Origin of the sequence: Paenibacillus sp. FSL E2-0178 (assembly GCF_038593005.1) — a bacterium.
Lineage (GTDB): Bacteria > Bacillota > Bacilli > Paenibacillales > Paenibacillaceae > Paenibacillus_AQ > Paenibacillus_AQ phytohabitans.
This window is the reverse complement of record NZ_CP151953.1, coordinates 5,816,100-5,835,413: the sequence shown is the minus strand read 5'-3', so window position 1 is coordinate 5,835,413 and position 19,314 is coordinate 5,816,100. Positions and strand designations below refer to the sequence as shown.

General features: G+C 50.2%; 17 protein-coding genes. 4 read left to right on the top strand and 13 right to left on the bottom strand.

All coding sequences use genetic code 11. The features are described from left to right. Positions 1-10: 10 nt before the first annotated feature. From MHI42_RS25565 to MHI42_RS25550, 4 genes are all read right to left on the bottom strand, one after another. On the bottom strand, positions 11-1,420 hold the full coding sequence (locus MHI42_RS25565) for a hypothetical protein (RefSeq protein ID WP_342421025.1): 1,410 nt from the start codon (positions 1,418-1,420) through the stop codon (positions 11-13). A gap of 49 nt (positions 1,421-1,469) precedes the next feature. Then, positions 1,470-3,041 (bottom strand): amino acid--tRNA ligase-related protein, encoded by a 1,572-nt coding sequence (locus tag MHI42_RS25560; RefSeq protein WP_342421024.1) that lies wholly within the window; start codon positions 3,039-3,041, stop codon positions 1,470-1,472. A 17-nt stretch (positions 3,042-3,058) separates the two neighbouring features. Then, positions 3,059-4,366: a radical SAM protein gene (locus MHI42_RS25555; RefSeq protein ID WP_342421023.1), complete on the bottom strand. Its 1,308-nt coding sequence runs from the start codon at positions 4,364-4,366 to the stop codon at positions 3,059-3,061. Between the two features lie 65 nt (positions 4,367-4,431). Beyond that, positions 4,432-4,605, bottom strand: coding sequence for a hypothetical protein (locus MHI42_RS25550; RefSeq protein ID WP_342421022.1), 174 nt, complete (start codon positions 4,603-4,605; stop codon positions 4,432-4,434). A gap of 242 nt (positions 4,606-4,847) precedes the next feature. On the opposite strand from MHI42_RS25550, the gene MHI42_RS25545 reads away from it, so the two are divergent. Next, a complete protein-coding gene (locus MHI42_RS25545; RefSeq protein ID WP_342421021.1) occupies positions 4,848-5,573 on the top strand; it encodes a methyltransferase domain-containing protein in 726 nt (241 codons plus the stop codon). A gap of 68 nt (positions 5,574-5,641) precedes the next feature. On the opposite strand, the gene zwf is transcribed toward MHI42_RS25545, so the two are convergent. Both zwf and MHI42_RS25535 read right to left on the bottom strand, forming a co-directional pair. After that, positions 5,642-7,192: a glucose-6-phosphate dehydrogenase gene (zwf, locus tag MHI42_RS25540; protein WP_039307355.1), complete on the bottom strand. Its 1,551-nt coding sequence runs from the start codon at positions 7,190-7,192 to the stop codon at positions 5,642-5,644. Positions 7,193-7,462: 270 nt separating this feature from the next. After that, positions 7,463-8,284, bottom strand: a complete 822-nt coding sequence (locus MHI42_RS25535; protein ID WP_342421020.1) for a YwmB family TATA-box binding protein — start codon at positions 8,282-8,284, stop codon at positions 7,463-7,465. Between the two features lie 226 nt (positions 8,285-8,510). Between MHI42_RS25535 and MHI42_RS25530 the strand changes: the two genes are divergently transcribed. Beyond that, positions 8,511-9,845 (top strand): MATE family efflux transporter, encoded by a 1,335-nt coding sequence (locus tag MHI42_RS25530; RefSeq protein WP_342421019.1) that lies wholly within the window; start codon positions 8,511-8,513, stop codon positions 9,843-9,845. Positions 9,846-9,916: 71 nt separating this feature from the next. Here the strand turns inward: MHI42_RS25530 and MHI42_RS25525 are convergent, their stop codons facing one another. From MHI42_RS25525 to MHI42_RS25495, 7 genes are all read right to left on the bottom strand, one after another. After that, complete coding sequence (locus tag MHI42_RS25525) at positions 9,917-10,576, bottom strand: response regulator transcription factor (RefSeq protein ID WP_144026191.1); 660 nt, start codon at positions 10,574-10,576, stop codon at positions 9,917-9,919. Positions 10,577-10,591: 15 nt separating this feature from the next. Continuing rightward, positions 10,592-11,626, bottom strand: a complete 1,035-nt coding sequence (locus tag MHI42_RS25520; RefSeq protein WP_039307348.1) for a sensor histidine kinase — start codon at positions 11,624-11,626, stop codon at positions 10,592-10,594. Positions 11,627-11,672: 46 nt separating this feature from the next. Further along, entirely contained in the window at positions 11,673-12,320 is a 648-nt protein-coding gene (gene liaF / locus MHI42_RS25515) for a cell wall-active antibiotics response protein LiaF (RefSeq protein WP_039307347.1), read from the bottom strand. Positions 12,321-12,483: 163 nt separating this feature from the next. Beyond that, positions 12,484-13,191 carry a PspA/IM30 family protein gene (locus MHI42_RS25510; RefSeq protein ID WP_171721091.1) on the bottom strand — a complete coding sequence of 236 codons (708 nt, stop codon included), beginning with the start codon at positions 13,189-13,191 and terminating at the stop codon, positions 12,484-12,486. A 3-nt stretch (positions 13,192-13,194) separates the two neighbouring features. After that, positions 13,195-13,671: a PspC domain-containing protein gene (locus tag MHI42_RS25505; protein WP_042139929.1), complete on the bottom strand. Its 477-nt coding sequence runs from the start codon at positions 13,669-13,671 to the stop codon at positions 13,195-13,197. A 4-nt stretch (positions 13,672-13,675) separates the two neighbouring features. Further along, a complete protein-coding gene (locus tag MHI42_RS25500; RefSeq protein WP_042239590.1) occupies positions 13,676-14,353 on the bottom strand; it encodes a PspA/IM30 family protein in 678 nt (225 codons plus the stop codon). Between the two features lie 47 nt (positions 14,354-14,400). After that, positions 14,401-14,700, bottom strand: coding sequence for a hypothetical protein (locus MHI42_RS25495; protein WP_039307338.1), 300 nt, complete (start codon positions 14,698-14,700; stop codon positions 14,401-14,403). Between the two features lie 288 nt (positions 14,701-14,988). Between MHI42_RS25495 and MHI42_RS25490 the strand changes: the two genes are divergently transcribed. Both MHI42_RS25490 and MHI42_RS25485 read left to right on the top strand, forming a co-directional pair. Continuing rightward, entirely contained in the window at positions 14,989-16,842 is a 1,854-nt protein-coding gene (locus tag MHI42_RS25490) for a glycosyltransferase (RefSeq protein WP_342421018.1), read from the top strand. Beyond that, positions 16,839-19,163 (top strand): exosporium glycoprotein BclB-related protein, encoded by a 2,325-nt coding sequence (locus MHI42_RS25485; protein ID WP_342421017.1) that lies wholly within the window; start codon positions 16,839-16,841, stop codon positions 19,161-19,163. The genes MHI42_RS25490 and MHI42_RS25485 overlap by 4 nt, the downstream gene beginning before the upstream one ends. Positions 19,164-19,314 lie beyond the last annotated feature (151 nt).

The window sequence follows — 19,314 nt, the reverse complement described above, 5'->3', positions numbered from 1 at the left end:
GCTGTACTGCTTATGATCTGGTAATTTCTTCATATGATAACTCCCCGTTCCTGAACAGATCCAAAAAATCATCGTTCGTAATATACGGATGCTTCTTTAATCCCGAACGAACAGCAGCAAAGCCTAAAGCATAGGAAATACTTTCAATAGGAGCACTGTAGGCTTGCAGACATATACTCCTTAGCTGAGAAGCTGACTCACGGCCTTCACAATAGCCGGCAAGCCGGTCACTGGCCTGGTTAAAGCTGTATCCGCAGCAGTGTATAAGCACAGTTGATATGGCAAGCAGCAGTGATTTTCTTAATCCCTGCCTGAACTCTGCCATTAATTCCGCATCCTGAAGGATAAAGTGGCTAAGGCTATATTCACAATATTTCGCCCAGCCCTCTTCCATTATCAAATTGTCCATTACCGTACTCTCAATCATATTCTCCCGTGATTTGACGAATTTGGAGTAATGATGTCCCGGAAAAATCTCATGCACAAACCCGAGGGTCATACTAAAATCATTCAATTTCGCCGAGTCATAGATCAAGGCACCCTTTACCGCTTTTTCTTTCAGAGAATAGGACTTTAAGTAAGCCAACCGGCCGGGCTGTTTGTATTTCAGATCCTTCATATCGGAAATAACAACATGCTGCAGAAACTCTTCCGTATCGGCCTCTATGAATGCTTTGCCTGCATGAAGCACATACTCAAGCTGCGCTTTAAGCGGTAACATCGAACTACGCCCTTCCCCGGCAGCATGTCGGGCGCTGTCCGTTGTACAATTATACTCACCCACTTCAGTCTCGATATCATTCAAAAACCGCTGGAAATCCATCCGGATTCCGGATTCCAACGCGATATAAGTTCTAAAGCGTTCCTCTCCTATGCCCAGCATAAAGGCAGCGCTCTCCTCTTGCCGGCTAATAAGATATGCCCGGAATTTCTCTGCCTCCTGCTTGAGCATATCCACCGTTCCGCCGGGGAGGCTAAGCCCGCCCGCCATGTGCAGAATCTGCTTCAGTTCATCCTCCAGCTGTCTAATTCCGAGGATGCAATCCAGCTTAGTGACGGGCGCTTCAGATAAATTCCGGATCGCTGCAGCGTAGAACTGTTGCAGTGAGCTTACATATGTACCCAGAAGATCACTTCGGATATCTGCTGAGAAGACTGCTTCATAGGTTCTCCCTAATAACGATATTGTCCGTAACGAATGTTGAATATAGAATGCCGGGGCCCGCCACGACTGCAATTCTTCAAGCTCAAATATCCGCAGCTTAAGTGTCCTCTTCAATGAATGTATTGGCTTCTCGTCGCCTTCCTCCAGTTCTTCCGCCAGCCTCAGGAGCCGCTTGTATTCCGCAGTCATCCTATGGATATTGTTCTCCGTAAAGATGAACAGCTCCTGTCTGTCAATTCCCCACTTAATAGCCATACTTGGGTAAAGGCAGCTTGATAATTGAATGTACTGGTCTACAAGATATTCACGCGTTGGTTTCATCGTATGCAACCGCTCCATTATTCCGGAATAAATAGCTTTGCCCATTCTGATCCTTGGGAAAAATCATCACGTCCTGCAGTTCCTGCGTGTCCATAAGCTTCCACAGCAGCCTCTCCCAGCCGATGCCTATTGTAAACACCGGAGGTGAACCGCTTTTCAAAGCGTCCAGGTAGTAGGCATATTGCTCCTCACTTATCTGTAATAGCTCCAGGGACTGCAAAAACTCTTTAACCTTGTATTCTTTTTCACTGCCGCTGGCAATTTCTACACCATTAAGAATGAGATCAATTCCTTTACTTTCCTGCCCCAGCCGCTTCGTAAAAATATTCTGTCCTATTCCCTCCAGCGGCTCCTGTCCAGGTGTGTCTGCTTCAACAAACGGGTAATTTTCAATCCAGCAGAAGGAATATTTCTCAGTTGGTTGCCGTCTGTTTAATGAGCGGAGAATGGACGAGAAGAAGGCTGAAATTAGCGGCTCCGATCCCTCAATAAGCAGAATTTCTCCTCTATCAACGGGAGCGATCCCTTCGATAAAGGTTTTGAATTGAGCAAGGTCAAGCGCTCTGCCATTTCTATGGGACAGCCGGTTTTCAGCAATCCTCAGTATTGAATATCCTGAGACCGGCAGTTTCTCGGCTCTGCCCGCAATAAACTGAAGGACTGTTTCAGGCAGGGAATAAGGAATTATTAGTGTTTTATATGTACTGCTGCTGTCCATGCCGAATTCCGTGTATTTAGGCTGCAGGAATTTCCGGTATCTGAAATCAGGCTTATCAGAGCCATAGAGGCGTATAGATTCCTTATAATCCAGCACCGGAAACGGAATGGCGATTTCAATATCAAAGCAATTCAGGCAAAGCTGCTTCAGCATTTCTTCAATAAGTGCCTTTCCCTCTTCATTTGTACAAAAATCGCAATTAATCGCCAGCTGGGTAAACTCTACCAAAGCATCCGTTTTGACCTCGGTACTTTCTTCCGACAGCCGGAAACAGGGGTGGAATTGAAAAATCCGTTCCAGACCGCCTATATTGTTCAGCAGATTTAGAATATTAGGGGATTGCAGCAGGGTATGTTCGAATTGGCGGGAAAGCACATTATAAACTTTGAATTCATTGAAGCCGTACTCTTGTACACTTGTCCAGAGCAGCGGATTTCTTGTCTCAATGAAGTAACGGTCACCGAGAAATTGTCTGATCTGCTGCTCCATATCATTTATTTTTTGGGCCAGCCGGATGTTCTTGTGATTAAAAAATTTAAGATGTGTATGTTCTCTTTTGATGTGATCAGCAGTAACAGTTGGTGTAGAAGTATTCAGTACCTCCAGCCTGGTTGCAAGTAAAGAAGAGCAAGTCTCTTCAGCTTCCTTCTCCAAAATAACCTCAACTGAAACTACATCCCTGATCTGCAACTGGTCAGAATTGCAGCAGATCATAATTTCACCAGTCATATCCCACAGCATAAACCCATGTGGCTTGATCTCCTTCACCCAGCCTGCCAATGAATATTCACCAGAGTGCGCAGTCAATTCTGCTATAAGGACTCTCTTGTGCAGCATACAGCTAGTTCCCCCTTTTATTTAGTCACTGCCCAAGGGATAACGCTTTTGAAAAATTTGCACTTTTCTGGATTCAGCTTACCTTCTCTTACAATCGCTTCAAACGTGCAGGGTCCGCCGCAAATGTTATAGCCGACACAATGCAGACAGGCCTTGGAGCTATGGTCATCGAAATGCCAGTCAATAAAGGCCTCATCCAGAGAAAAATCACTGAAATTGGAGGTACATCTTTCGTCACACTCTACAACGCACTTGGAGACCAGACCATCGCTTGTGACGTAAACTCCCCAGGAATTCTCGGCCTGTCCATAGGTGAGATTCATACAGGAGTTGGTTTGCGGAAATTGATTGTTTACGAGAAACACAATATTGTTGCCGGGGTGGTTGAACGGGACATTTACCTTATCGCAATACATCCAGGCTTTAATAATAGCCTCACCCAACGCTGCACCGTCGATATCCCAGCCATGCTCATTCGGCTGCGGCGTATTAACGCTGATCTCGGTGAAACCTATATCCTCTACTAGATGGGTAATTATCTCTGAGAAAATATCCAGGTTATCTTTGGTTGGAGTAATGATTCCGGAGAGTCTTCCTCCTGCGTTCCTGAAATGATGTACACCTCTTACAATGGCATCGTAACTGCCCGTGCCATTATGATAGATTCTGTTCTTATCGTTAATCTCTTTCCAGCCGTCAATGCTAAAAACAAGCATCATTTTATTCTCATAAAAGTATTGGGCGTTCTCCTCGGAAACTAGGGTTCCGTTCGTTACGATTTCTTCGGTGAAACCGGTGATCTGCCCGTTTCTTTGGGCTTCCTCCAGCATTTCATGCCCGCGTCTAATCAGATCCATACGAATCAGGGGCTCTCCTCCAAAATACTGAAGAATAGGAGCAGCGTCCTGGTTCTGCTCGATAAACCATTTCATAGTATCCTCGAATGCCTCGATGCTCATTGAACCTTTATTCTGGTAAATATCATTTACAAAGCAATAGGTACAGTTCAAATTACACAATTCTGTCAAGGAGATCCGCATGTAACCAATTCTGTTCTTTCTTATTCGCTTATTGACATCTCTGCGGGTATACCGCTGAAGCCTGGCTTCGGCAAATTCATCATGCTCACACGGCACAAGGAATTTCTGTTCCGCCAGATCCAGGCTGTAAGTATCCTCTGCTAACGGACGTGGAGTCTTGTAAGTCTGGTAAGCTTCATATCCTTCTCCCGGAAGCTCAAATAAACCCAGTGTATGGGCATTAAAGAACACATAATTCTCCTCTTTATCAAAGATATTCGCAAATTTTGACTGTCTGTATAACATGGTCCATCCTCCCGTTCCGGATGGGAGAGAGGAAAACACCTCTCTCCTGAATAAGTACCGGTAAATTAATTAGCTGTAAGTAGTGCTGTTTCTGACTTTTTCTCTTCCAGTTCGATAGCCTCGAGGAGCTCCGCTTCAAATTCTTCAAACTCAACGTCAAGAGCAATGACGGCTCTTGATCTTTTGCATACATCAGCAAAAGCAGGAGCCTGTAAAGAGATTTTCTTTTCTTTCAGCATAATTCCGCCTCCTTTCTTTTTAAATAAATTTAATAATATGTAAATACATATTATACATTGGGATTATATAGAAACTTATTCTAATTGCAATCCAAATTCCCCAACGTTCAATTTTTATACATATTAAGGAATAAAAATATATTAAATACATTTAATGGTGATTTGGATTATTGACATCTTTTCAGCCGCCGAGATTAAATTAGATTGTGCGTCTATTCCAAATGTCAAAGGAGCCCCTATTGATGTCTATACAAGAGGAGAGTTTATATTATGATATCCTTTACGATAATTACCTCGATGATCTGGAGTTTTATAAAGAGCTTTTAAGCGGGAATGTGCTTGAACTGGGCTGTGGGACGGGAAGACTTACCCTTCCTTTGGCCTGTGCCGGTCTAAATATTACCGGGCTGGATATTTCTGCGGAGCACCTCGATGCAGCCCATTCAAAAACAAATAGACTACAATGTAGTCCTGATTTCATCAAGGCGGATATGCGGGATTTCAGTATAGACCGTAAATTCGATGTTATTTTTGCCCCCTTTAACACACTATGCTTTTTACACACTGTTCCTGATATTTCAAGCTGCTTTGACCGGGTGAAGAAACACCTTAAACCGAATGGCAAGTTTATAGTCGATGTTTTTTTGCCGTCTATGCCTATTCTCCTGCGTAATCCCAACACCCTGTATGACGTTAAGGAAACAATTGATCCCTTGACCAGCGAACCGCTAAAAATTTCCGAAAAGAACATTTATAACAAGCTCACTCAGGTCCTGTCCATTTCTTATCTCTTTGAGACAGCTGAAAAGAAATTCTCCCGCAATTTGCAGATGAAAATGTACTTTCCTAAAGAACTTGAAGCCTACTTTACCTTTCACGGTTTCAAAATTGTCCATACCTATGGCGGCTATGCATACGAGCCGCTGTCAGTCAAATCCAGACAGCAAATAATTGTGTCTTCTCTCTAGCCTCAGCACAAAAAGATCCCTCTGCAGCGATATGCAGAGGGATCTCTAACAGTACTCTTATTCAGGATTTAGCGGTTAACCTGCCAAACCACATTGTCTTCATCCTGGCCGTTAACCGGCCACCAGTGGAAGCCTTCGCCAGCCAGCAGCTGATCGGCTTCGACCGGCCCCCAGGAGCCGGCAGGATAGGAAGCGAGATCGTTGCTCTCTTCCTTCCATGCCTTGGCGATACGGTCCACGAAGGACCAGGCCGAGGACACTTCATCCCAGCGGGTGAAATAAGTGGAATCCCCGCGCGCAGCATCATGCAGCAGACGCTCATAAGCTTCCGGCGAGTTGATGCCGATCATGCAGCTCTGGCAGAAATCCATCGCCAGCGGCTGAATTTCCGATTCGGAGCCAGGCTTCTTGGCATTGATCTTCACGTAGATGCCTTCCATCGGATTCACACGGATTACGAGCAGGTTCGGCTCCAGATTATGCTTCTGGCCCAGATAAACGTTGGTCGGCATTCCCTTGAACTCCACAACCACTTCCGTGGTCTTCACAGGCAGACGTTTGCCGGTACGGATGTAGAAGGGAACTCCTGCCCAGCGGAAGTTATCTACAAATACACGGGCTGCGAAATACGTCTCCGTATTCGATTCCGGATCCACCTTGTCTTCCTGGCGGTAAGCCGGCAGGGTCTTGCCCTTGTAGAGCCCTTGCGTGTATTGACCGCGCACCACGTTCTCGCGAACCTCTTCCGCCGTAGCGTAAGGACGCAGCGAACGAAGCACCTTCACTTTCTCATCACGGATATCTTCAGCCAGCAGACGGCTTGGCGGTTCCATAGCGATCATTGTCAGCAGCTGCAGAATATGGTTCTGGCCCATATCGCGCAGTGCTCCGGCATGATCGTAATACCCTCCGCGCTCTTCCACACCCACGGTTTCCCCGAGTGTGATCTGAATGTTGGCGATATGCTTGTTGTTCCACAGCGGCTCGAAGAAAGCATTGGCGAACCGGATCACTTCAATATTCTGCACCATTTCCTTACCGAGGTAATGGTCAATCCGGTAAATCTCTTCTTCCTTGAACACCTGGCGGATTTGCTCGTTCAGCTGTTCAGCGGACTCCAGATTGTAGCCGAATGGCTTCTCGATCACCAGACGGTTCCAGCCCCGGGTCTGCAGCATGCCGCCAGCCTTCAGGTTGAAGGAGACGCTGCCGAACAGTTCAGGTGCAAGCGCCAGATAGAACAGGCGGTTGCCCGGAATATGGAACTTCTCTTCGAGTGCTTCCGTCTGGGCATTCAGCTCACGGAAACCGTCGATATTGTTGATGTCCAGAGACTTGTATTCGAAATGCTGTACGAACTCGTTCCATTCCGCAGCATCTCCTGCCTGATAGCGGCAGAACTCGCGGATGGATTCCTTCACATCTTCCCGGAATTCATCCTGGGTACGGGGACGCCGAGCCACGCCAATTACCGCAAAATCATGTGTCAGCTTGCCTTCACGGTACAAACTGTAAATCGCCGGGAAAAGCTTACGCCGGGCTAGATCTCCGGTTGCCCCGAAGATAAAGAATACAGCACCGGGTGTATGCAGTGCATCAAGGGTTTGATTTTCAGCCATGGCTCCTCATCTCTCTGTATGTAATATAGTTGACATTCATTCTCAGCGCCGGTCATGATATAAAATACGCATGACGGCGTGATGTCATTTTATCATAATTGCACTAAGGATGCTATCACATTCCTGACAGTTTTTCTCGGGATTTCGTAATTTTCCATTACTCTTTCTTATGCTTTCACATGTTCCCGCTTATACTACCGATATTATACCGCCCCGCCAAAAGCTCCGCAACGTGGAGCCGCTGCGGAGTAAGCCCGGAAATCTCCGGCTTCAATATTCGATCGTAATCAGCGGAAGTCCGAGGGTCACGCGGTTTCTGTCCTCATTCCCGTCCCTGTGCACCGCCAGCTGGAGCGCAAGCTCATGTCCGCCGCTGCTGACAGTTCGCTGCAGTCCGGGCACGCTATACGAACGGCTGGATGTAGTTTCATCTGCGTAGTTCTCTTCCGCATGAATGCCGGGAAGCTGCGCTGCAAGGTTCTGCTCAGTGGCCAGGAGCGCTTCCTGCGGTCCGCTCTGCTCCTTCGCCGGAGCCTGAAGAGAGACGTTCCACTCTGCCACAATACCCGCCTGTAGCATCGCCTGCCCGGCGTCACCTGCTGCTGACGTAAGCTCCGGCGAGTCCAGGAGATCCGCCGTCTCGAAGGTGACGATGCAATAGCTCCGTCCGCCGCCGAGCTCGCTCCAGAACAGGGAGACCTGCGCTCCTCCGCTGAGTTCTGCGGAGGAACGTAAGGTTAGATGCCCGTCCTCATCAGAGGAGCTGACTTCACCGAGTCCAAGCCGGGAAGACAGGTTCTGTACAGTAGCGTCTGCCGCAGCTTCTCCACTATATTCTCCCTGCCACTTCAATACGAGCCGGAGCGGAGCCCCGGGAGCAGATACCTCGCGGCCGAGTGTAGTCAGCAGCGCCAGAGAATCCTGAAGCTCTCCCGCACCGGCCGTAGAAGCAGTGACCGCAGACACAGCAGATACTTCCTGTAAGCCATTTCCTCCGGCTGTCCCCGCGCTGCGGAAGCCGCTAAGCAGCATAACCGCCACACACAAGCCAGCCAGCACCAGTATCACTCTGCTCTGTCCTCTGTTCCCCACTCTGCATCTCCCTCTCAATCCGTTCTAGTAATCTACTAGACAGGATATCCAGCTTCAGAGAAAGATATACCCGCTGAGAGAGACTGTCTGAGACTCCCGATCCGGCAGTTGCATAGTTCACTCGGAATGTAATGAGATTTTAATCACTTCTATAGAAGTATTTATTAGTTTATATTTCCATTAATAGGATTCATATTATATTACCTAGAAGAGGTACTCATACAGCATGCTTAAAAAGTGGTTTCACCGAAACAGCGCTGACTTCCGGCTTATCAACGATCTGGTTGTCCCTATGCTTTTCCTTCAGATTCTCCAGCTACTCTTTCAGCTCGGCGACCAGGCGATTATCGGCAGGCTTGGCGTTGAAGAATTTGCCGCAGTGGGCATCGCCTCATCTTTTATTTTTCTGATCACCGGAACGATCGGCATTCTATGCGCAGCCTTCAACATCATCGGCGGAAGATTCTTCGGCAACAATGATATTCCTAAGTTTGGCCAAGCCTTTAATACAAGCATGACAATGTCCATCATGATCGGCATCATGTTCGAACTGCTGCTGTTAGGGACTGGCAGATGGATATTGGGCACGGTCTATGATCTGAATTTCGCACCTGCCACTCATTATTTGTATATCAGCGGAGTGACTATGGGCATGAATATGGTTCTGTTTAATTTCTCAGCCTATTTCAAGAACATCAACCAAGCCAAGCTGTTAACATTCAGTTTCGCGGCAGCAGGCATCGTGAATATATTCTTCGATTATGTGCTCGTCTTCGGCAAATGGGGATTTCCTGCGCTGGGTATGAGCGGCGCCGCTGTCGGCTCTGTCGCGGGCTATGGTGCGAGCATTATAGTCTGCATCTATTTTTTCCGCAAAAGCAGCTTATTCAGCTTCTCTCTTCAGATCAACCGGCCCATTGCCAAGCAGCTGCTGAAACTCTATTTCCCGATGGCCCTTCAGGACCTTATAGAATACACTTTGTTTGCAATGGGCATCATGGCGATCATCTCCAGATTGGAGTCTGAATTCATCGCTTCATACACCGTTGTGACCACTTTGCTTGAGATCATTCTGATTCCGATGTACTGCTTCGCGGGCAGCTGTATGACAATTACCGCGAAGGCCTACGGCACGCAGCAAGCAGGGTACACCAAATATTCGTATCTGTCGCTCCAGCTTATGTTAATGATCAGCATTCCGCTAACCTTGATCGTGATCTCCTTCTCCTATCCGCTTATTGCCATCATCACAGACAAAGCCGTTGTCATCTCACTAGTGGAACATGTTCTTCCCCTGGCGCTGGCGCTGAATCTGATGAACGGGCTGCAGATGATTATGCGCTCTACCCTGCAGGCGATTGACCTGGAGAAGTGGGTGCTTGTGTACTCGGGGGTGGTGTATGCAGTATCCCTGGTGATCATTTATGTATGTATCCGGAAGCTCGAATTAACCGGTGTCTATCTCGGGTTTGGGGTAAGTTATCTGCTCTTATCCTTAGGTTATGTATACAAACTGCAAAGACGCGAGCCTTACGCGCACGTAAAAACACTTTCAAGATAATCCCCCCGTCCTTCCCAGGCCAGGGCTGATTTCTCTTGAAAGTGCGTCTATGGCTTCTATGGTCTATGGCTTTATTCCGCCAGTCCATTCTTATATGCGTAAATAGCCGCCTGGGTCCGGTCTTCGACGCCCAGCTTGGCAAGAATATTCGTGACATGGAATTTCACTGTCTTGATTCCAATAATTAATTGATCGGCAATATCCTGATTGGACTTGCCCTGGGCCAGCAGCTTCAGCACTTCCATCTCGCGTTCGGTAAGCTCTTTGTAGGCCGGAGACTCACCTCTGGCATTGGAGCGGAACCGGTTCATCATTTTGGAAGCCACTTGTGATTCCAGCACGGACTGACCTCTTGCGGCAGCCCGGATTGCATCGGCGACTTCACTGGCCCGCGAGGTTTTGAGCAGATAGCTGAACGCGCCGGCTTCAATGACCGGATACATTTTCTCATCATCCAAATAACTGGTCAGCACTATAACTTTGCAGTCCGGGTACAGCTTCAACAGCTGTCTTGTTGTTTCGATCCCGTCCATGCCGTCCATCACCAGATCCATCAGCACCACATCCGGATTATATTCCTGTGCCAGCCGTATTCCTTCTTCTCCGCTTCCGGCTTCACCTACAACTTCAATCCCATCCTCGGTGCCAAGCACCGCAGCAAGTCCGATCCGGACCATTTCGTGATCGTCCACCAGCAGGACCTTGATCGCTTCCGCTTCCTCCATCTCCATGGTTACCCTTGCCCCCTATTCATTGACTACCGGTACGGTAATATCAATCCGCATTCCTTTGCCGGGAGCGGTGATGAACTGGATCGAGCCCCCGATCTCTGTTATCCGCTCCTGCATATTCGAAAGTCCGTAGGATGTCTGCTTGCTCTCATCCATCTCAAAGCCGATCCCGTCATCGCGCAGCGTCAGACGGACCGTATCCCCGCGGCGGTGCAGGCGGATCTCCAGCTTCTCCGCTTTGGCATGGCGCAGCGTGTTCGAGATCGCCTCCTGCACAATTCGGAACAAATGATTCTCGACGCCTTTGAGCAGCTGCACGCCCTGATCCATCTCGAACACAATATCGATCGGAACCTTGATCTTCAGTTCCTTGATCAGCTCCTGCAGCCCCTGCTCCAGCCCCTTGCCTTCCAGATATACCGGCCTCAGGTGCAGCAGCAGTGCCCGCATCTCCGACTGGGCTACGGCGGACATCTCCTCAATCAGCGCAATTTGCCGCTGCGCCTTGTCGAAATCCTTCTCCAGCGTCCGGCCTACAGCCGTTGCCGTCATCGAGATCGCGAACAGCTGCTGGGATACGGCATCATGCAGCTCGCGTGCCAGCCGCTGACGTTCCTCGATAATCGCCGTCACCCGGGCTTGCTCGGCAAGCTTGGCATTATTGGTGGAGAGCCGCTGCAGCGTAGTCACCTGATTCTCCCACTTGCCGCCGATCCGTCCGAGCTGTTCCCCGAGCCGGCCCAGCTCATCATGGCCCAGATCCGGCATCACCGGGGTGAGGTTGCCCTTCTCCCAGGCTACCAGCGTCGCCCGCAGCAGCTCCAGCTTACGCTTGCTGCGGAAGCCCTGATAGAACCCGTACCCGATGCCGAAGGCCATCGGCAGCAGAATCAGTGTCATTGCCGTTCTCACGCCGACCTTCCAGTCCTCAAACGGCTGTAATAATCCATATGTATACATAATGTATGTAATAACAAGCAGCATGATCAAAGAGAACAGAGCCCCCTCGCCCATACTGCGCGTTACCATGTTACTGCTTTTTTTGCCCATGCCCGGGAGCCCTCCCTTCCATCTCTCTGCTCATATGCTGTATTCATCAGGGAAACCGTATGTCCAGATCGCCCATCAGATATGAGATATTGAATTTCACTTTATGCTCGCTGCTGTCGTAGTTGGGTGACTTCCAGTTCAGCCGGTTCAGCATCCCTGTGTCCCGGTGACTGCCGGATTCTATGGAGCCGAACAACACGAAGGCTTCGATCTCTACCCCGTAATCCTCGGACATCAGAATATCCACATCGCCAAAAATACCCTGGAACAGCATAATCGTCTCTTGTTCTTCCGCCATTGCCAGCGAAAGATCCACATCCGCCTCACCCAGCACATGCCAGGCACTGAGGCTGCGCATGACCCACGGCGAGAGATCCCAGTCGAATCTGGAAGAGAAGCTTTGCTTCTGCATAAACCCGGCCTTGCGCTGCATTCTTTTGGATTTGACAAAGAACATACCCAGTGAAATCAGGCAGATTCCAAGCACCAGCAGCAAATGGTCCAGCAGCAGCAGCACTGCGCCGATCCCCAGAAGCTTATACCCCTGCTTCACCTTGCCTGACGTTGTCCGGTAAATCCCCAGCAGCAGGAACAGGAGTGCGACAATGGAGAAGAAGCCGATCCATTTGCCAAAAATCATCAAGCAGCCGACACCAATCAGTCCGATGGCAATCAAACGGTTCCGTTTATCCATTCCGCACCTCCTTAAAGTTTTGCCAAGCTGACTTCGCAAGCCTCAGCTTATCTGCAGCTATAACCGCTTCCCGCTACAAAAGCCATACCGGTATGGAGAATCCATACCGTATGGCTTTACCTTGTTCAGCATATCATATCTGCCTATTCTTTAGAAACAGGCATTATTCTTCTTTTTTATCTAGTGAAGGAGCTGCCGGAGTAGAATTCAGCTTGCTCTTGAGTGCTGCGAGCTGTTCTTCCACTTTGAGCTGCTTCTCAGGATCTACCGGCTTAGCATATGCGGTTGCCGAAGGGCTATACGGAGCACGCATAACATCTGCTTCCGCTTCAAGCTGCATAATCTTTTCTTCCATGCGGTGGAATCCAAGGGATGCACTTCCGCTTTCAATGGAATGTACACTGCTGATCTGGGACATTTGCTTCTTGGCTTTGGCCATTTGAGCGCGGGAGACCAGTTCATTACGTTTGTTGCGCAGCTTGTAGAACTCATCCTTCATATCATGAAGCTGCTGCACCAGTTCCTTGGCTTGAACCTCAGCCTGGGCGTGAAGCTCGCTGTATTCAACATGCTTCTGGTCGAAATAAATCTTCTCTTCCAGCAGCTTGCGGGTAACTTCCTCCTGGCCGTTCTTCAGCGCAAGTTCCGCTTGTGCTGCACGCTGTCCGGATACCTTAGCGGCTTCATCCACACGCTGCTTCATACGGCGTTCGTTGGCCATCTGCTTCGCTACCGTTACTTCAGCCTCATGAATCTCAGCCTCCATATCGCGCAGATATTGATTCAGCATTACGATTGGGTCCTCTACCTTATCCAACATGTCGTTTACCGACGCTTTAGTCATATCTTTAATCCGTTTGAATACTCCCATAATTTACACTTCTCCCTTCTCGTATTTAGACAGTTTTTGTTTGAGCTCTTCTACTTCTTTTTGCAGTGCCTTCTTCTCAATATCCTTCATCATGGCATCCAGACCGGAATCGGGAGCCGTGTAAGCGCCTGCTTTGTCATAGCCGGGATTATAGCCCGGCTGTCCGCCGTAAGGGCCATATCCTTGTTGCCCCTGAGGTCCCTGCGGTCCGCGGCCATGCTCAGGTCTGCCTGAGTAAGGACCGCCATATGGGCCGCCCGGCGCACCGGGTCCAGGTCCGAAGGGATTGTACTGGGTGGGCTCCTTGGGAATTACCATTGCTGCGATAAGGTACACCAGAATAGTGGCTCCTCCGCTAAAAGGAATGCTGACCACCAGCAGAATTCTGAACAGTGTGGAGTCGATGCCGAGTGTCTCGGACAATCCGCCTGCCAGCCCTGTCATTACCCTGTCTCTGGTTGAACGGTACAATCGGGTCATAGTACTACTCCTTTCTGCCATCATTGTTCAGCTTCTCCTTCAGGCGGGCCATTTCTCTTTCGAGCACGGTCGCCACCGTCTCACCGGCCTGCACTGCGTATTCCTGTCCCATCCGCCGCAAATCGCTCAGGCTTTTGGCTTCCAGCTCCCAATCGGTCATCTTGTCCTCCAGACGGCCGAACATCTTGGGAACATCACCGCCGCCGTAAGCACTCGCTCTTTGATTCATGCGCTGCTGCAGCCGAAGTGATTCCATCCGGGCTGCATAGAACTGGCGTTTGCTGTACACTGTCTGATACTCAATTTTGAGTTCATTCAACTGGCTTTCAAGCTCAAAGAGTGATTGCTGGCTGGTTTCCAGCAGCCCGCTGTATTGCTCCAGCTTTTCCTCGTGGATAATTTTCTCCTGCAATGCCAGTTTGGCGAGATGATCTTCGCCGGCCTTGAGCGCGAGGAGTGCCTGCTCTTCACGTTTGTTTCTCATGGCGGTTGCCTGATTCACCTGCTGCTGCAATTGCTTCGTATGGGAAGCGTACTGCTGGTACAGCCGCTCTGCCTCCCCAATTTCTTCACGGGTTGAATGTAGAAATTGATCAATCAGCTTCACGGGATCCTGACTCTGCTCCAGGCGTTCATTCAAGTTGGCTACGGTGATATCCCTCATTCTGCGAAAAACACTCATGATTTCCTGTTCCCTCCCTGCTTCTAATTAAGTAATTGTTCTACCTCTTAGTATGTTCTGCTCCGCTTACCCCGGAGTACCGAGATGCCCCACACTACCAGCGCCACACCGAGCAGCGGTCCGATAATCCAGGAAAGCTTGGAGAGCAGGGACATGATACCGATGAACATTACCACCCAGCCGATAATTTTGCGTCCGCTCTTAATTCCGTAGTATCCGAGAACCACCAGCAATACCGGGAACAGGATGCCGAAGATGCCGTGAATCAAATGAGGCAAAATCCCTAACAGCATTACCGCTCCAATTGCAATCAGCACAATCGCAAGTCCGTTACCTTTTCTTTGCATTTTTTCTCACCGCCTTTCGCTGATCTCTTTCTTATAACCCTATTCTAGGGCAAACCGCAGATTTTCAAAACAGACTGTGGACGGTTTTATGTACTGGACCTTAGTCGGGGACTTATGCACGACCGCAGACTGCGGGGCTCGGGAAATAATTCTTTTTGCATAAAGCTACACAACTATTGTTGGACTCTACATTATAATGAAGACTTTTGTCGGATAATGTCCAGAATATGTCCACTTTACTGTGATAGAGTGTGATATATATCATTTCAAATCAAATGGAGGGATTGAATGCAAGTATCCATTATCATATTGGCCCAACATCTTCGATTACTTAAATCATGCCTGGCCAGTATTGAGTTATTTACGGAAGCCCCCTATGAGCTGATTGTGATTAACGATGGCGGCGGTGAAGAGATCAGCAGCTATTTAACTCTCCATAAAAAAGCGCGCTCCTTCTCGTCCAAGGAACGTATCGGCGTGTCCGGAGGATACAATCTGGGCGCATCCTTTGCGGCTGGTGAATACCTTGTATTCATGCGTGACCATATGATTGTGTCTGAAGAATGGCTGTCCAGCCTGACCGGCTGTGCCCGGCAGCACCCGCAGGCAGCGATGATCGGCCCTGTCAGCAATGATGTTAGCGGCCCGCAAAGACTTCCGGTGATCTGTACAGAGATGGAGCAGCTGGATCATATCGCCAGATCGTTCGCACTCTCCAAAGCCGGACAAGCCAAGACCACAACCCGGCTGCTAAGCCATCTGCTGCTTATGCGCCGTGATGCCTTCGGTCAGCTTGGAGGCTTCGATGAACAATTCGGACTGGAATGCTACGAGGATGACGATCTATGCTACCGTGCGCTCCAGGCAGGATACAGTCTGCAGATCGCCCTGGACTGCTTCGTGCGCTATATCCAGCCTCCACCGCTGTTCCCGGAATCCCCCGGCTGGTACAACGCCCAGCTGATTGCCAATAAAGAAAAAGCCCGCAGGAAATGGGGCCTCGATATTACAAGTGCTCTATATGAAATGAAACGCAGCGTCACCGTGAGTCTCTGCATGATTGTCAAGAACGAGGAAGCCACTCTTGAACGCTGTCTGGACAGTGTCTCAGGACTGGTGGATGAGATCATCATTGTGGATACCGGTTCAACAGACCGTACCAGGGAAATTGCCCTGCGCTACACGGACAAGGTAGCTGACTTCACATGGGTCAACGATTTTGCCAAAGCGCGGAATTATGCCTTCAGCCTGGCGACACAGGATTACCTGCTATGGATGGATGCTGATGATATTCTGCTTCCTGCAGATGCCGAGAAGTTCAGCACCTTGAAGAGCGCCTTGGAATGGGATACGGATGCGGTATCCATGAATTACAATCTGGCCTTTGACGAGCACGGTAATGTCACCTCCAGCCTTACACGCAACCGCCTGGTCAAGCGGGAGAACGGCTTCCGCTGGATCGGTATCGTCCATGAATACCTGGAAGTTAGCGGCAAGGTGCGAAGTTCGGATATTTCCATCACCCATGGCAGAGTCCACGGGAATTCTGACCGCAACCTCAATATCTACGAGAGCCGTCATGCGGCCGGGGAGATTTTCTCCACCCGGGATCTGTTCTACTTCGCCAATGAGCTGAGGGAACATAAGCAATGGGACAAAGCCATCTCTTTCTATGAAATGTTCCTGCAGCAGGTAGACAGCTGGATCGAGGACCGGATCAATGCCTGCGGAAGCCTCTCCGATTGCTACCGGGAGCTTGGCAATGAACAACAGGCCAAAGCTAAAGCGCTCCAGTCTTTCTCTTATGATCTGCCCCGCGCAGAGAATTGCTGCCGGCTTGGCAGCCTGTACATGCTGGAGAACGACTTCAGCAAAGCCATCTTCTGGTACAAAATGGCGAGCGAATTAACCAAGCCGCTGGACAATTACGCCATTCTCCAGCATGCCTGCTGGAGCTGGCTGCCGCATCTGCAGCTCTGTGTCTGTTATGACCGCATCGGCCAGTATGAACGGGCTAGTGCCCATAACGAAATGGCTGCAGAACACATTCCTTTTGACAGCAAAGTGCTGGCGAACAGAGCCTACTTCACCGGCCTGGGCGTTGCAAGACAAACATATACTTTAGGGGGAACTACTCGATGAAAAAAGAAACAACCCGCTATACAGAAATCGCCCATGGCAGCGAAAACTCCAAAAAGGATATCAAACCCGCTTTAGTAAAAACCTCAATGGCGGTTATGGTGCTTAGCCAGGTAGCAGCCGTGCTGCCCAGTGCCGGATTCGGCGGTACAGGCATTGCCTCCGCAGCTGAAAAGAAAGGCTTCAATGATGTAAGCAGCAGCTCGTGGATGTACAAATATGTAATGAAAATCGCCGCTTTGGGGTTTGCGGAGGGAGATACCACCGGGAACTTCAATCCAAAGGCGCCGCTGACTCATCAGGAAGCTGCAATTATGGCAGTCCGTTTCCTGGGCACAGAGGAGCCTTCCGCTACTTCGGCCAATTCTTCGCTTGAAGTCAGTAATTGGGCAAGTGCCTGGGTGCAGACCGCTATTAATGAAGGTTTAATTAAACCTGAAGAGGAAACCGCTTCGGGCTGGGGAACACAGAATGCCAGCCGCGAGTGGCTGACTAAACTTGTGATCCGTCTGCTCGACAAGGAGAATGAAGCACTTGCCCTGGCCAGCGAACCACTCCCCTTCAATGATGAGAATCAAATTTCCGCCTGGGCTACCGGCTATATCAATGCAGCTTCCCAGTTAAAAGTAGTCCAAGGCTTCGAGGATAAAACGTTCAGACCTACCGCTGATGTGACCCGTGCCCAGGCGGCAGCTATTTTCAGCTTGGCGGAAAGATATGCTCCGGCCCAATCCGGTACCGTTGCCCGCGGCACTATCGTCAGCCTGACCGGCAGCCAGATTGGTATACTGACAGAAGCTGGTCAAGTCGTGAACCTGAAGATTGACAGTACAACACTGATCTTCGGCACTGGCGGAGCTTCCACTTCTGATATAGCCGTCGGGCAACCCATCACGGCAATCTATAGTAACGGTGCAGCATCATATATTGAAATCGCCGATATTACCAAGGCAGAAATTACACTGCCGGCGCCAAAAGGCGACACCGGAGCGACGGGTGCAGCAGGCCTGGTAGGTGCTACGGGGGCAACGGGCGCTACCGGCGCTACGGGTACAACCGGGGCAACGGGCAGTGCCGGCTCCTCAGGAAACCAAGGAGCAATCGGGGCGACTGGCGCTACTGGGTCTGCCGGTCCTGTCGGTGAAATAGGCGCAACAGGTGCAACGGGGCCTGCAGGTGAGACCGGCGTAACCGGAACCACGGGGCCTACCGGGGCGACGGGGCCTGCCGGCGAAGTCGGCGCTACGGGGGCAACGGGTGCTACCGGCCCTGCGGGTGAAGAAGGAGTCACTGGTGCTACCGGCGCTACTGGACCTGCGGGCGAAGAGGGAGCTACTGGAGCCACTGGTGCAACGGGGGCGACTGGCGCTACTGGAGCCACTGGCGTTACCGGACCTGAGGGCGAAGAAGGAGCTACTGGGGCAACGGGCGCTACTGGAGCCACTGGCGTTACAGGGCCTGCGGGCGAAGAAGGCGCCACTGGGGCAACGGGCGCTACTGGAGCCACTGGCGTTACAGGGCCTGCGGGCGAAGATGGAGTTACCGGCGCTACTGGGGCCACTGGGGCTACTGGCGCTACGGGGCCTGCGGGCGAAGATGGAACCACTGGCGCTACTGGCGCTACTGGCGTTACGGGAGCAACGGGTGCTACCGGCCCTGCGGGCGAAGATGGAGTCACCGGCGCTACAGGTGCCACTGGCGTAACTGGCGCTACCGGGGCGACTGGTGTTACAGGAGCTACCGGAGCGACTGGCGCCACTGGTGCTCCAGGGGCTAGCACAAACGCCTATATCCCGTTTTCTTCAGGAAACCCTGCTACTGTAACTACGATAGCAGGCGGTTTGCCAGGCACTGGCGCACTGATTGGCTTCGGAAGCTCAGTAAGCGGCGTATCCGTTACCTCAGGAACCATTGATTTAACCGGAGCAAGCGGCACAAATCTCAATTATGCCTTTTCTGTACCAAGTGCCGGAACCATTACATCCCTAAGCGGATATTTCAGTACAACACAAGCACTTTCTCTGGTGGGAACTACGGTAACTATTACAGCCCAACTGTACGCGAGTACAACGCCCAACAATACATTCGTACCTGTACCTGGAACTGCAATGACATTGTCTCCCTCGCTTACAGGAATAATATCCGTAGGATCCGTCTCTTCCGGTATAATTACAGGCCTATCTATTCCGGTTACTGCACAAACGCGCCTGCTTATGGTATATTCAGCATCCGCGGCAGGTCTCACCCTTATGAATACTGTTCAAGGATACATGAGCGGCGGCCTCAATATCTCGATGCCGGCAACTGTACCAACACCTCCTTGATAATTCATTTTATTAATTAAAGGCTGTTTCCTGGCAGATTTCTGCCGGGGAACAGCTTTTTTACTGTCTCTTCCAAATTATACGGCATCATACTCCCTTGCAGGATAACCCAGTCATGGCCATAATATTGAGATAACGCTTCATCACACAA

Excerpts from the sequence above, each read along its gene's own strand:
- liaF (WP_039307347.1), bottom strand. The coding sequence starts at position 12,320 with ATGGATAAACGGAACCGTTTGATTGCCATCGGACTGATTGGTGTCGGC.
- MHI42_RS25485 (WP_342421017.1), top strand. The coding sequence starts at position 16,839 with ATGAAAAAAGAAACAACCCGCTATACAGAAATCGCCCATGGCAGCGAA.
- MHI42_RS25545 (WP_342421021.1), top strand. The coding sequence starts at position 4,848 with ATGTCTATACAAGAGGAGAGTTTATATTATGATATCCTTTACGATAAT.
- MHI42_RS25510 (WP_171721091.1), bottom strand. The coding sequence starts at position 13,191 with ATGGGAGTATTCAAACGGATTAAAGATATGACTAAAGCGTCGGTAAAC.
- MHI42_RS25530 (WP_342421019.1), top strand. The coding sequence starts at position 8,511 with ATGCTTAAAAAGTGGTTTCACCGAAACAGCGCTGACTTCCGGCTTATC.
- MHI42_RS25525 (WP_144026191.1), bottom strand. The coding sequence starts at position 10,576 with ATGGAGATGGAGGAAGCGGAAGCGATCAAGGTCCTGCTGGTGGACGAT.
- MHI42_RS25565 (WP_342421025.1), bottom strand. The coding sequence starts at position 1,420 with ATGGCTATTAAGTGGGGAATTGACAGACAGGAGCTGTTCATCTTTACG.
- MHI42_RS25555 (WP_342421023.1), bottom strand. The coding sequence starts at position 4,366 with ATGTTATACAGACAGTCAAAATTTGCGAATATCTTTGATAAAGAGGAG.
- MHI42_RS25500 (WP_042239590.1), bottom strand. The coding sequence starts at position 14,353 with ATGAGTGTTTTTCGCAGAATGAGGGATATCACCGTAGCCAACTTGAAT.
- MHI42_RS25490 (WP_342421018.1), top strand. The coding sequence starts at position 14,989 with ATGCAAGTATCCATTATCATATTGGCCCAACATCTTCGATTACTTAAA.
- MHI42_RS25495 (WP_039307338.1), bottom strand. The coding sequence starts at position 14,700 with ATGCAAAGAAAAGGTAACGGACTTGCGATTGTGCTGATTGCAATTGGA.
- MHI42_RS25560 (WP_342421024.1), bottom strand. The coding sequence starts at position 3,041 with ATGCTGCACAAGAGAGTCCTTATAGCAGAATTGACTGCGCACTCTGGT.
- MHI42_RS25550 (WP_342421022.1), bottom strand. The coding sequence starts at position 4,605 with ATGCTGAAAGAAAAGAAAATCTCTTTACAGGCTCCTGCTTTTGCTGAT.
- zwf (WP_039307355.1), bottom strand. The coding sequence starts at position 7,192 with ATGGCTGAAAATCAAACCCTTGATGCACTGCATACACCCGGTGCTGTA.
- MHI42_RS25505 (WP_042139929.1), bottom strand. The coding sequence starts at position 13,671 with ATGACCCGATTGTACCGTTCAACCAGAGACAGGGTAATGACAGGGCTG.
- MHI42_RS25520 (WP_039307348.1), bottom strand. The coding sequence starts at position 11,626 with ATGGGCAAAAAAAGCAGTAACATGGTAACGCGCAGTATGGGCGAGGGG.